The organism is Nisaea acidiphila (genome assembly GCF_024662015.1).
GTDB lineage: Bacteria > Pseudomonadota > Alphaproteobacteria > Thalassobaculales > Thalassobaculaceae > Nisaea > Nisaea acidiphila.
Window position 1 is genome coordinate 1,947,926 of record NZ_CP102480.1, and the last position, 12,820, is coordinate 1,960,745.

Annotated in this window: 13 protein-coding genes; 3 read left to right on the forward strand and 10 right to left on the reverse strand. The window is 65.2% G+C overall.

Translation table 11 applies throughout. From position 1 onward, the window contains the following. Window positions 1-71 precede the first annotated feature (71 nt). Complete coding sequence (locus NUH88_RS08975) at window positions 72-1,253, forward strand: pyridoxal phosphate-dependent aminotransferase (protein ID WP_257771529.1); 1,182 nt, start codon at window positions 72-74, stop codon at window positions 1,251-1,253. On the opposite strand, the gene NUH88_RS08980 is transcribed toward NUH88_RS08975, so the two are convergent. The 10 genes from NUH88_RS08980 to NUH88_RS09025 form a co-directional block, all read right to left on the reverse strand. Then, window positions 1,250-1,927 (reverse strand): cysteine hydrolase family protein, encoded by a 678-nt coding sequence (locus tag NUH88_RS08980; RefSeq protein WP_257771531.1) that lies wholly within the window; start codon window positions 1,925-1,927, stop codon window positions 1,250-1,252. The two genes, NUH88_RS08975 and NUH88_RS08980, sit on opposite strands and share 4 nt — an antisense overlap. Window positions 1,928-1,938: 11 nt before the next feature. Then, window positions 1,939-2,409, reverse strand: a complete 471-nt coding sequence (locus NUH88_RS08985) for a GNAT family N-acetyltransferase (protein WP_257771532.1) — start codon at window positions 2,407-2,409, stop codon at window positions 1,939-1,941. Continuing rightward, window positions 2,406-3,587 carry an aminotransferase gene (locus NUH88_RS08990; protein ID WP_257771534.1) on the reverse strand — a complete coding sequence of 394 codons (1,182 nt, stop codon included), beginning with the start codon at window positions 3,585-3,587 and terminating at the stop codon, window positions 2,406-2,408. The genes NUH88_RS08985 and NUH88_RS08990 overlap by 4 nt, the downstream gene beginning before the upstream one ends. A gap of 41 nt (window positions 3,588-3,628) precedes the next feature. Further along, window positions 3,629-5,401, reverse strand: a complete 1,773-nt coding sequence (ptsP, locus tag NUH88_RS08995; RefSeq protein ID WP_257771535.1) for a phosphoenolpyruvate--protein phosphotransferase — start codon at window positions 5,399-5,401, stop codon at window positions 3,629-3,631. Between the two features lie 13 nt (window positions 5,402-5,414). Continuing rightward, window positions 5,415-5,708, reverse strand: coding sequence for an HPr family phosphocarrier protein (locus NUH88_RS09000; protein WP_257771536.1), 294 nt, complete (start codon window positions 5,706-5,708; stop codon window positions 5,415-5,417). A 4-nt stretch (window positions 5,709-5,712) separates the two neighbouring features. Continuing rightward, on the reverse strand, window positions 5,713-6,117 hold the full coding sequence (locus NUH88_RS09005) for a PTS sugar transporter subunit IIA (protein ID WP_257771537.1): 405 nt from the start codon (window positions 6,115-6,117) through the stop codon (window positions 5,713-5,715). 99 nt (window positions 6,118-6,216) lie between these two features. Then, window positions 6,217-7,116, reverse strand: coding sequence for an RNase adapter RapZ (gene rapZ, locus NUH88_RS09010; protein WP_257771538.1), 900 nt, complete (start codon window positions 7,114-7,116; stop codon window positions 6,217-6,219). A 38-nt stretch (window positions 7,117-7,154) separates the two neighbouring features. Next, window positions 7,155-7,574 (reverse strand): HPr kinase/phosphorylase, encoded by a 420-nt coding sequence (locus tag NUH88_RS09015; protein ID WP_257771540.1) that lies wholly within the window; start codon window positions 7,572-7,574, stop codon window positions 7,155-7,157. 28 nt (window positions 7,575-7,602) lie between these two features. After that, a complete protein-coding gene (locus NUH88_RS09020) occupies window positions 7,603-9,333 on the reverse strand; it encodes a sensor histidine kinase (RefSeq protein ID WP_257771542.1) in 1,731 nt (576 codons plus the stop codon). Continuing rightward, on the reverse strand, window positions 9,330-10,049 hold the full coding sequence (locus tag NUH88_RS09025; protein WP_257771543.1) for a response regulator transcription factor: 720 nt from the start codon (window positions 10,047-10,049) through the stop codon (window positions 9,330-9,332). Before NUH88_RS09025 ends, NUH88_RS09020 begins: the two co-directional genes overlap by 4 nt. Before the next feature lie 271 nt (window positions 10,050-10,320). Here NUH88_RS09025 and NUH88_RS09030 point away from each other — a divergent pair, with 271 nt between their 5' ends. Together NUH88_RS09030 and NUH88_RS09035 are read left to right on the forward strand one after the other, a co-directional pair. Next, complete coding sequence (locus tag NUH88_RS09030; RefSeq protein ID WP_257771545.1) at window positions 10,321-11,058, forward strand: HugZ family pyridoxamine 5'-phosphate oxidase; 738 nt, start codon at window positions 10,321-10,323, stop codon at window positions 11,056-11,058. Window positions 11,059-11,209: 151 nt separating this feature from the next. Next, window positions 11,210-12,814 (forward strand): phosphoenolpyruvate carboxykinase, encoded by a 1,605-nt coding sequence (locus tag NUH88_RS09035; RefSeq protein ID WP_257771547.1) that lies wholly within the window; start codon window positions 11,210-11,212, stop codon window positions 12,812-12,814. Window positions 12,815-12,820 lie beyond the last annotated feature (6 nt).

Sequence of the window (12,820 nt, forward strand, 5' to 3'; positions counted from 1 at the left end):
GCCGCGCGATTGACACCCCGGACCGCCCGGCCTTATCTGGCCTCTCTCCGGACCGCCGAAAGACCCAGATCATGCCTTCCCATTCCATCTATATCGCCGCCATGCAGGGTGTCGAAGCCGAAGACGCCTGGGCCGTTCATTCCGAGGCCCGCAAACGTTGGCGTGCCGGCGAGAAGGACCTGATCGTGCTCTCGGTCGGCGATCATGATTTCACCACAGACGAGCGGATCGTCGACAGCGCGGTCAGCTCCCTACGCGCGGGGCACCATCACTATACCCCGAGCATCGGCCTGGTGCCGCTGCGCGAGAAGATCGCTGCCTTCCACAGCAAGCGGGTCGGCGAGCCGGTCGGACCGGAGAACGTCGCCGTGGTTCCGGGCGCGCAATGCGGCGTCTTCACGGCCGGTCTCGCTGTCCTCGATCCGGGCGACCACGTCATCGCCTTCGATCCGATGTATGTCACCTATTACGGCGCGCTCATCGCGCGCGGCGCGACACTGAGCCAGGTGCCGCTCCACCCCGAGAACGATTTCCTGCCGGACATGGAAGAGGTCCGCGCCGCGCTGCGGCCCGAGACGCGGGCGATGGTGATCAATTCGCCGAACAATCCGACCGGCGCGGTCTGGCCGAAGGAGACGATGGAGGTGATCGCCGACTTCTGCAGGGAACACGATCTCTGGCTGATCTCGGACGAGGTCTACTGCACCATGACCTATGAGCAGCCGCACCACTGCCCGCGGCTGATCGAAGGCATGAAGGACCGCACCATGTCGGTCTACAGCTTCTCCAAGAGCCACGCGATGACCGGCTGGCGCCTCGGCTGGGTCGTCGCCGATCCGAAGAGCATCGAGGCGATCGAAATGGTCATGGGCTCGATGCTGTTCGGATCGCCGCCCTTCGTACAGGAGGCGGCGATGACCGCGCTCGACGCGGCGGAAGACACGGTCGACAGCATCCGCGAACTCTACCGGCACCGCCGCGACCGGGTCTGCGAGGGCCTCGCCGCCGTGCCGAAGATCAAGCTGCGCAAGCCCGATGCCGGCATGTTCCTCATGCTGGATATCCGCGAGACCGGCTGGAACGCCATCGACTTCGCCTGGAAGCTGCTCGAGGAGCAGAAGGTGTCCCTCCTCCCGGGCGAAGGCTTCGGCAAGATGCTGGAAGGCCATCTCCGGCTCAGCTACGGCGCCTCCGACGAGACGCTGGACGAGGCGGCGCGGCGTCTCTCGGCGTTTATCCAGAAGCACGGCTAGGCGCCGGCGGCGATCAGCTCCAGTATCTCCGCGGAGGGACGGACATCGCCGAAAATCCGGTAGAAGCTATTGAGCGTCGCCTCGTGCAGACCGAAGGCGTGCCCTGCCAGCGCGTCGGAGACCATGGTCACCTTGTAGCCAAGCTCCACCGCGTCTCGTGCCGAGGATTCGCAGCAGACATTGGTGACCGTTCCGGTGATGAGCACGCTTTCGATGCCGCGCTCCCGCAAGCGCTCGGGGAGATCGCACTTGCCGGGGAAGAAGGCGCTGGCACCGCGCTTCCGGACATGAATATCCCCATCCCTGGCATCGAGTTCGGGCCAGAGCTGCGAATCCGGGTTGTCAATTTCGGCCCGGTGCGCGTATTTCGCGGCGGTTTCGGCGCCGACCATCGCCGTCATGTGCGGGCCGATCGAATCCGGGGTGACGGTGCCCCAGGCAACGGTCCCGCCCGCTTTTCGAAGAGCCGAGGCAATCGCATTCACAGGGGCAACCAAGCGCCTGCAATTCTCGTCCTCGCGGACGGACCCGGTCATCAGATCCACCACCACCAGAGCGGTTCTCGCCGGATCGAGGCTTTCAAAGGCATGCAGGCGGCCGCGCCGGGCCACGACCTTGCGCACGAGGCGCGGGCAAAGACCGCTCGGATGGGAGAGTTCTTCCCCTTCCTCCACAGGCTCTCTCCCTAAAGACGCTTCTCCATATCCATCGAGGTCGGCGCGTCGAATCCCGCATGCGCCTGGCGGCCCGTCTCGACAAATCCCTGACGCTGAAAATAAGCGATGTTGCCGGTCAGCGCGAGACGGACGCCGAGCGTGACGCGGCTGGTCCCGCTTTCCCGCGCATGCTCCTCCACCGCATTGATCAGGCTCCGGGCGATACCGCGTCCGCGCGCGGTGGAATCGACGGCGAGCCGGTCGAGATAGATCGCGTCCCTCTTCCGCGCGGCGAACACCGCGCCGCACAGCTTCCCGTCCTGCTCCGCCAGAAAGAGGCGATTTTTCTCCAGCCGTTTTCCGAGGCTCTCCACGGTCTCCGAGAGGGCGCCGCTTTCCGGCATCAGCTTGCCCCTGTATTCCCCGAAGGCCCGATGGACGAGCGCCACGATCTCCGTGAGATCGTCCCGTGCCGGATCGTAAGCGCGGATCTCCGTCATGCCGCGAGGCTGGCCCGAAGCCGTTTTGCCAGTTCCGGCATTTCCTCCGCCGTCGCGTTGGCGAAGGCGAGGCGCAGAAAGCGTTCCTGATCCGGACCGAAGAAGCTGCCCGGCAGGCAGAGAATGTTCTGCTCGTCCGCCACTTTACGCGCGACCTGTTTCGCCGTCAGATCCTCGAAGGGATGGCGGACATAGGAGAAGTACGCTCCCGCCGAGACCAGCTCGTAGCCGAGGTCGTTCGAGCGGAAAGCCGCTTCCAGCGCTTCCTTGCGGCCCTTCAGCATGGCGCGTTTCTCGGCCACCCAAGGCCAGACGTGCCGGAGGCCGTAGAGCGCCGCATATTGGGAGATCCGCGGCGTGCAGATCTGGATCGTGTCCATGATCTTGGTGACCGCGTCGATCGTCTTCGGACCGGCGATCACCGAGCCGACCCGGTAGCCGGTGAGGCTGAAGGTCTTGGAGAAGCTGTAGAGCTGGATCAGCGTCTCGCCCCACTTCTCGTCCTGGAACAGCCTGTGCGGCGGGCCGTCCTCGTCTTCCAGGAAATCCCGGTAGGTCTCGTCGAGAATGAGCGCGATGCCCTTCTCGGCGGCGAGATCGCGGAACTGCTCGATCACCTCCGGCGGGTATACCGCGCCGGTCGGGTTGTTCGGGCTGACCAGCACGATGGCCTTTGTCTTCTCCGTCAGCATCGTGCGGGCCTGCTCCGGATCGGGCACGCCGGCGCGGTCGAAGCGGAACGGCAGGTGGATCGGGTCGATCCCCTGCATCTCCAGCCACATCTGGTGATTGAAGTAATAGGGCACCGGCAGCATGACCGCGTCGCCGGCCCGCGCGATGGCGAGAATCGCCATGCAGAAAGCCTGGTTGCAGCCGGCGGAAATGAGCACATGCTCCGGACCGAGGCTCCCGCCATAGCGATGCGCGACATGGGACGCGAGGTCCTGGCGCAGCTCGGGCAATCCCCGGATCACCGAATACTGCGCGGTCTCGAAATGCGCCGCACGCTCGGCGACATGGTCGGTCAGTTCCTTCGCCGGCGGATAGCTCGGCACGGCCTGCGACAGGTCGAGCAGCGGCTTCTCCGCCGGAAAGGTCCGGCCGGCGATCCAGGTCTGGGATTCGGCGATCGGCGGCTCGATGGCGCCGAGCACATCCGCGTTGAGAGCAAATGTCATGTAGGGACACACCCGAAGGAGCGGGAAAGGATCGGCCGAGACTAGAGACTGTCGTTGAAATCGTCCAGCAGCGCGGAGATCCGGCCCTCGTCGCCCTGATCCATGATCGCCAGCGCACGCCGCGTCGCCGCCCCGGTATCGATCGCACGGACCCGCTGCTTGACCCTCGGAATGCTGTGCGAGGACATCGAGAGGTCGCGCACTCCGAGCCCGACCAGCAGCGGCGCGTAGCGCGGATCGCCCGCGATCTCGCCGCAGATGCTGACGGGGATCCCTGCCCGGTGGCCCGCCTGGACCGTGAACTGGATCAGCCGCAGGACGGCCGGGTGCAGCGGATTATAGAGACCGGCCACGGCATCGTCGCTGCGATCGATCGCGAGCGCGTAGCTGGTGAGATCGTTGGTGCCGATGGCGAAATAATCAACCTCGCGGGCCAGCCCGTCGGCCATCAGGGCGGCCGCCGGCACCTCGATCATGGCGCCGAGAGGCGGCACCGGGTCCGCGATCCGCACGCCTTTGCGCTTCAGCCGCCGCACCACCTTCTGGATGACCTTACGTGACTGCCGGATCTGTTCCACGGAGGAGATCAGCGGCAGCAGGAAGCGCACCGGCCCATGCGCACCGGCGCGCAGGATCGCCGCGATCTGGGTTTCGAACAGTTTGGTCTCGGCGAGGGACAGCCGTATTCCCCGCAGCCCGAGCGCCGGGTTCGGCGAGACCCCAATCTTGCCGCCAAGCGCCGTCGAGATCTTGTCCCCGCCCACATCCAGCGTCCGGATCGTCACCGGACGGCCTTCCAATCCCTCCACGATGCCGCGCAGCACAGCATATTGCTCATCCTCGTCCGGCAGCGTGTCGCGGTTCATGAAAAGGAACTCGGTGCGCAGCAGACCGACGCCTTCCGCCCCGGCGGTCAGCGCCCCCTCGACGTCGCGCGGCAGTTCTAGATTGGCCTGCAGCACGATCAGCTCCCCGTCGCGGCTCTCCGCCGGAAGGGATCGCAGCCGGGCGAGCTGACGCTCCAGCCTCTTGCGCGCCTCCGCCTTCCGCTCGAACTCGGCCAGCGTTTCCGCGCTCGGCGAGATGACGATCCGCCCGTGCTCCCCGTCGACCAGCACCCGCTCGCCGGAACGCACCTTGCCGAGCAAGCCCTGCACACCGAGCACCGCCGGCAATCCCATGGAACGCGCCATGATCGCGGAATGGCCCTCAGGGCCGCCCGCCGTCGTCGCCAGCGCCGCCACCCGCGACGGATCGAGCAGAGCGGTGTCGGCGGGGCTGAGTTCGTCAGCGATGATGACCGCGTCCTTCGGCAGCACGGAGAAAGCCTGATAGGGCTTGTCCGCGAGATTGCGCAGCACCCGCCCGGCCACATCGCGCACGTCGGTCACGCGGGCGGCGAGATAGGGGTCCTTCATCGCGGCGAAGGCTTCGGTAATGTCGTGTACGACGTGCTGGACCGCCGCTTCCGCGTTGATTCGGCGCTCGCGGATCTGCGTTTCAATTCCCTTGCCGAGACGGCTGGAGCCGAGCATGGCGGCATGTGCGTCGAGCAGCGGCGCAAGCTCTTCCGCCACGCCTTCCGGCATCCCCGCAGTCTTCTGCCGGAGCTTGCCGACCTGTTTCTGCGCCTTCGCCAGCGCGGCGCGGAACCTGCCGGCCTCGGCATCCACCGCGCTCACGTCGATCTCGTATTCCGGCAATTGGCCGAGACCCGTCTCGACCACATGCGCGACGCCGATCGCGATCCCCGCCGATACGCCGACCCCGTCGATCACCCGTTCTCCGGTCTTTCCGGATACCCGTTTCGTCATCGGGGTCAGTTCCTCAATCTTCGTCGAACTTGTCGTCCACCAGTTTCGCGATGGCATCCAGCGCCGCTTCCGCGTCCTCGCCTTCGACCTCCACGCGGATCGTGCAGCCCGGCGCCGCCGCCAGCATCATCAATCCCATAATCGAGCGTCCGGACACCGTTGTATCGCCCTTGGTCACGGATATCTCCGCCTCGAAGGTCTCCGCCAGCTTCACGAACTTGGCCGCCGCACGCGCATGCAGCCCGCGCTGATTGACGATCGTGAGGTCGCGGGCGACCGCGCTCGAGGCCTCAGCGTTTTCGCTCATGCGGCTATTCCCCGGCCAGAACCTGAGAGGCGATGCGGATATATTTCCGCCCCGCATCCTGTGCCTCGGCGGCGGCCGCAGCGAGATCGAGCGTACCGCGGACGCTGGCCAGCTTGATCAGCATCGGCAGGTTCGCCCCGGCCAGCACTTCCACATTCGCCTTTTCCATGATCGAGATCGCGAGGTTCGACGGCGTGCCGCCGAACATGTCGGTCAGCACAATGACACCGCGCCCCTGATCGACCGCGCCCACGCTTTCAAGGATCTCGGCCCGGCGCTGTTCCATATCGTCTTCCGGCCCGATACAGACGGTCGCCAGATGTTCCTGCGGCCCCACCACATGCTCCACCGCTGAGCGGAACTCGTCGGCGAGATTTCCGTGAGTGACCAATACAATGCCTATCGGCAAGCCTTGTGCCTCCGCACCCATTCGGTTAGCCCCCAAGTGACAGCGTTTTGTTCACTGTTTTTTCGTCGTTCCGCCGATTTATTTGCCAGTCCGTACCGGTCAATCCTGACCGCTCCGGTCGACGTCACGATGCAGCAGCGTGACAGCTAGACCGCCAGCCTTCAACTCCCGCGCCACCCTTTCGGCGACGAATACCGAGCGGTGACGCCCTCCGGTGCAGCCGATCGCGATGGTCACGTAACTCTTCCCTTCCGCCCTGAAGCGCGGCATCAGCGGCGTCAGGAAGCCGACCAGCCGGTCGTAAAACGCCGCGAAATCCGGGTCTTCCGCGACGTAATCCGCGACCGCCGCATCGCGCCCGTCGAGCGGCCGCAGCGCCTCGTCGTAATGCGGGTTCCGGAGAAAGCGGACGTCGAACACCATGTCCGCCTCGCGCGGCAAGCCGCGGCGGAAGCTGAAGGACGTCACCGTAACGGTCAGTTCCCCACCTTCGCTGAAACCAAGCTGCTCCGAAAACACCCGTTTGAAATCGGCGGTGCTGAGGCGGGAAGTATCGATCGTAACGTCCGCCTGCTCGCGCAGCGGCGCCAGCATCCCCCGCTCTGTCCTGATACCGTCCGCGACAGGCCGGTCCATCGCGAGAGGATGACGGCGTCGAGTTTCCGTGAAACGGCGGATCAGCACATCCGTGTCGCAATCGAGGAAGACGAGCGTCAGCGCGATATCGCTCCGGTTCCGCAGTGCCTCCAGCTCCGCGGTCAGCCGTTGCGGCGTGAAATCGCGAGTCCTCGTGTCGATCCCGATGGCGATCCGGTGTCCGTTCGCATCGCCCGGACGCGGGGCCAGAAGTGCCGGCAGCAGCGAGAGCGGAAGATTGTCCACCGCCTCGAATTCCGCGTCTTCCAGGGCCTTCAGACTGGTCGTGCGGCCGGCACCGGAAAGGCCTGTCACCAGCACGACGCGGATCGGCCGTCCCTCGCTTGCGGCGGGGTTCTGCACGTTCCTCTCCCCTTCAACGCGCATGTCGGTCGGCGGCATTATCTGGCCGTCAGATGCCGGAGTGCAAGCCGCACCTTCGCCGGTGTCGAGGCCTCGAAAGGAGAGAGCGCGAGCAGCGGGACAGTGATTTCAAGATAGGTGCAGCTTCCGGCTTCCGGATAGCGCTCAACCTGCTCCGGCGGAACCATGTCGATCACAAGATCGAGGGGCGCCCTGCGCACATTGTCGACCGGCACGATGCCCACCCCGCGAACCTCGAGCTGTCCCGCGATGGTGTCCGGTGCACTGGCCACCAGCCGGCCGGACTCCCGAACCAGACGCGTCTGGTCGTCCGCCACAAGCTGCGCGCCGTTTTCGATCAGGCGCAGCGCAAGATCGGATTTGCCGCTGCCGCTCGGACCGCGCAGCAGCACCGCACGGCCTTCCACGGCCACGGCCGTGCCATATACCAGCTCCATCAGTTCCCCGCCCGGATTATCCCGGTTCTTATTGCATCACGCGGGGTAAACGTATGACGAACCGGGCGCCAATAACAGAGCCATCCGCGCCGCTCCGGTTCTCCGCCCAGAGCCGCCCCGAGGACGCCTCGACGATCTGCCGGGAAATGCTGAGACCGAGGCCGGAATGGGTACCGAATTTCTCGCCGGACGGGCGCTCGGAATAGAACCGGTCGAAGATGGCTTCGAGCTTGTTTTCCGGAATGCCGGGGCCGTCATCCTCGACCGTAATGATCACCTCCCGGCCGTCGACCGGGTCCGCGCCCGCGGTGAGGCGCACCGATCCGCCTTCCGGCGAGAAGGTGATCGCGTTGCTCACCAGATTGCGGATCACCTGAACCAGCCGGTTCTCGCTGCCGCGCACACGCAGATCGGCCGAGCCGTTCACCGTGGTCTGCACCTTCACGCCATGCGGGTTCTCTGTTGAGGCGTAGACTTCGGCCAGCGTCGCAAGGACGGCTCCGAGATTGACCGTTTCCGTCCCGGTGCGGGAAAGCTCCGCATCGAGGCGGGAGGCCTCGGATATGTCGCTGATCAGCCGGTCGAGACGCTGCACGTCGTCGAGGATAATGCCCATCAGCTTCTTCTGCTTCTCCGGATCCTGCACCTTGGATGCGGTTTCGACCGCGCTCCGGACGGAAGTCAGCGGGTTCTTGATCTCATGCGCGACGTCGGCCGCGAAACGGTCGATCGCGTCCATCCGCTGCCACAGCGCCTCGGTCATCTCGCGCATGGCGCGCGCAAGATCGCCGATCTCGTCGTCCCGCCCTTCGAAACCGGGGATCTCGGTTTCCCGCGTGCGGTCGCGCCGGATCCTTTCCGCGGCCGCGGCAAGCTTCTGCACCGGCCGGGTGATTGTGCCGGCGAGGTAGAGCGAGAGCAGGATGGTCACCCCGAAGACGAAGGCAAAAACGCCGAGAATCTCGAAGCGCACATCGCGCATGGCCTTGTCGATCTCGGCGCCATCGGTGCTCAACATCAACGCGCCGAGCACCTGCTTGTAGCGGCGCACCGGCACCGCCGTAGTGAGGATCAGCCCGCCATCCGGCATGGTGCGGACCGCCCGGGCGTTCCGTCCCTGCATCGCGTCCAGCGCCTCGGGATAGTTCTCCGCGCGCTGTATCCGCTGCTCTTCATAACGCGGGAAATCCCCGCCCCGGGGAAGCCAGTCCACCAACAGGTCATAGAGCCGGTCGAGCCAGCGCGACGGAGACACGCCTGACACCTCCGGCGGCGGAAGGGGGCGGATCTGCACGATCCCGCCGGCGCGCCCGAAGCTGTTGCTGTCCGCCATCAGGTGGCCGTCCGGGGCGAACAGACGCAACCGCGTGCCGAACTGGTCCGAGGCGTGACGCACCATGCGCCGTACCAGGTCCTTAGAGAGCTCCGTCGCCTCGGAGAACTCAGGCTCCACCGCCAGCGCGGCCACGCCCTTGGCGAAGATGCTGCCCTGGCGGGTCAGCGCTTCCAGTTCCGCCTCGATGAGGCTGTCCTGGTAGCGATCCATGTAGAGCAGGCCGACAAGCGGGATCGCCACGGCGAAGAGATTGATCGCGAGGATGCGGAGGGTCAGCCCCGAGACCCGCGGACGCCGGCGCGTCTCGTCCACCGCCGGTCGCTCGTGCGCGGCCGTGCCGGACTTTTCGGGAACATCAGTCACGCGCAGCACTTTCCGCCAGCGCCCGAGCGCGCGGAAACCCTCCCCCCAGGACAGGCTCATGCGGAGCCGGCGGGCACCAGGGCCGGATCGCGGTAGCGGTACCCGACCCCGTAAAGCGTTTCGATCTGGTCGAACTCGTCATCCACGCCCTTGAACTTCTTGCGGATGCGTTTGATGTGGCTGTCGATCGTGCGGTCGTCCACATAGACCGCATCGCCATATGCCGCATCCATCAGCTGGTCCCTGTTCTTAACATGACCGGGCCGGGTGGCGAGAGAGCGCAGGATCAGGAACTCGGTCACGGTGAGCGGCACCGGCCGTCCCTTCCAGGCGCAGAGATGGCGAGAGCCGTCCATCATCAGGTCGCCGCGCGAGAGCACGGCCTCGCTGGTCGGGTTGGCCTCGTCCTGGGCCAGTTCCTGGCGGCGCAGCAAGGCGCGGATACGTTCGATCAGCAGGCGCTGGGAGAACGGCTTGGTGATGTAGTCGTCGGCGCCCATCTTGAGGCCGAGCACCTCGTCCAGCTCGTCGTCCTTCGAAGTCAGGAAGATGACAGGCAGGGCGCTCTGGCGCCGCAGCCGGGCGAGCAATTCCATCCCGTCCATCCGCGGCATCTTGATGTCGAGCACCGCGAGATCGACGGGGCGCTGGGTCAGTCCCCTGAGTGCCTCCTCGCCATCCTTGAAAGTGCGCACCTCAAAGCCTTCGGCCTCAAGCGCGATGGAAACAGAGGTAATGATGTTCTGATCGTCGTCGACGAGTGCGATGGTGCTCATAACGCGATTCCTTTCCGCCGCCGGGCGGCGCCCCCAATTCTGCACCGAACCCGCCCGCGGGACCAGCCGGCGTGCAAGGTGCCTTAATCTCCGGAATTCTCAATGATGTCGGAATGAGGCGAAGCTGTGACAAGCTTTGGGCATTGTTTCGGCGACAAAGGGCGGATCCCGATTTCCGTCGGGACTCGCTGCCTAGGCCTCCACTCTTGAAACGTCCACCCGCTTCGCTATTGATTTCGCCAGGCACACCACACTGGAGGGGACCGAGCCCATGAGCGATACCGAGAAACAGGAACCTGCTCCCGGCGTACAGATACGCGGTCTGATGCGCAGCCTGGATCGCGCGACGCTCGCGACCGGCATGGCCGGGGAAGATTTCTGGCCCTATGCCTCTCTGGTCATGGTCGCGGTCGATCAGGACGGCAGCCCGCTGATGCTGCTCTCGGATCTCGCGGAACATACAAAAAACCTGAAGGAGGACCCGCGGGTCTCGCTGCTGTTCGACGGGACCGGCGGTTATGACGAGCCGCTGACGGGTCCGCGCGCCACCGTGCTCGGACAGGCCGCCAGGATCGATGACGGGAGGCTGGCCGAGCGCTATCTCCGCCGCCATCCCTCAGCCCGCATGTTCGCCTCCTTCAAGGACTTCGGCTTCTACCGGGTCGAGGTCGAGCGGGCCCATATCGTTGCCGGTTTCGGACGTATTCACTGGGTCGAGGCGGCTGACATTCTCGCCCGTCGCTCGGAAGCCCTGGAGGCTGCGGAGGCGGGCATCGTCTCCCACATGAACGCGGACCATGCCGATGCGAACCAGCTCTATGCCTCTGTTCTTCTGGGTCTTTCGGGGGAAGGCTGGGAGATGACCGGCTGCGATACGGAAGGCTGCGATCTGCGCCTCGGCGGCTCCGTCGCCCGGCTCGATTACGATGCGCCGGTCAAGGATGCAGAAGAGAGCCGCAAGGCGCTCGTCGCCCTCGTCAAGCGGGCGCGGCAGAGTGCCGCGGTTTAGTGAGACGTTTTTTCACGGAATGGGCCCGTCGGGCGGTTGCATTCACCGAAACAGACTCGTAACAATCTCCGACCCAAGCGGAGCGGAACCGCAGAAAAGAGTCGCAATTTCCGCGCGGAGTTACTGAAGCTAGATCGAGGAAACGAGTCTCATGGGCCAGGAACGATCCGCCAAGGATCTGGAACAGCACGGGCTGTTCAATCTCGGAACCGCCTACTGGAACCTCTCCGTGGCGGAACTCTACGAACATGCGATCCGCAACGACGAGGGCCAGATCGTCCCCGGAGGCGCGCTCGCGGTCGAGACCGGCAAGCATACCGGCCGCTCTCCCAAGGACAAATTCATCGTCGACACCCCGTCGATCCACGACCAGATCAACTGGGGCAATGTCAACCGGCCCTGCACGCCGGAGCTGTTCGACGAGATGCACCGGCGCCTGACCGGCTACATGCAGAACCGTGACTGCTACGTGCTCGACTGCTTCGCCGGCGCCGACGAGGATTACCGGCTGCCGGTCCGGGTCGTCACCGAGACCGCCTGGCACAATCTCTTCGCCAAGAACATGTTCCGCCGCCCGGAACCTGCCGATCTCAAAGGTTTCGAACCGCAATTCACAGTGCTTCAGGCCCCCGGCCTGCAAGCCGGGGGCGAGGCCGACGGCCTCAATTCCGAGACCTTCATCCTGGTCAATTTCGACAAGCGCCTCGTCATCATCGGCGGCAGCTGGTACGCGGGCGAGATCAAGAAGTCGATCTTCGGCATCCTGAACCACATGCTGCCCGACGCCGGGGTCATGCCGATGCACTGCTCGGCCAATGTCTCCGAGAACGGAGAGAGCGCGATCTATTTCGGACTTTCCGGTACCGGCAAGACGACGCTCTCCTCGGACGGCACCCGCATCCTGCTGGGCGACGACGAACATGGCTGGTCCGACAAGGGCATCTTCAATTTCGAGGGCGGCTGCTACGCCAAGGTGATCCGGCTCTCCGAAGAAGCGGAGCCGGAGATCTACGACGCCTCGCAACGTTTCGGCACCGTGTTGGAAAACGTCGTCTATCACCCGGATACGCGGGAGATCGATTTCGACGACGGCTCGCTGACCGAGAACAGCCGCTCCTGCTATCCGATCGATTACATCCCGAACACGGATCTTTCCGGCACGGCCGCCCATCCGAAGCACATCATGATGCTGACGGCCGACGCGTTCGGCGTCCTGCCGCCGATCTCAAAGCTGACGCCGGAACAGGCGATGTACCATTTCCTCTCCGGTTACACGGCCCGTGTCGCCGGCACGGAAAAGGGTCTCGGCAACGATCCGCAGGCAACCTTCTCGACCTGCTTCGGCGCCCCTTTCATGCCGCGTCATCCGAGCGTCTACGGCGAGATGCTGCGGGAACGCATCGCCAAGCACGGCGCGACCTGCTGGCTGGTCAACACGGGCTGGCAGGGCGGCACCGCCGGCATGGGCGCTCAGCGCATGCAGATCGCTTTCACCCGCGCCATGGTCCGCGCCGCGCTCGCCGGAAAGCTGGACGACGTGCCGGTGAAGCAGGAACCGCATTTCGGCCTCTACATCCCGGAAAGCTGCCCGGGCGTACCCGCCGAGGTGCTCGACCCGCGCAATAGCTGGTCGGACAAGGCAGCCTACGATGCCACCGCGTCGGATCTCCGCGCACGGTTCCAGGAGAATTTCCGGCAGTTCGAGGAGTATGTCGAAGCCGCGGTGATCGAGGCCGGGGTCAAGGCCGCCGCCTGACCCGCT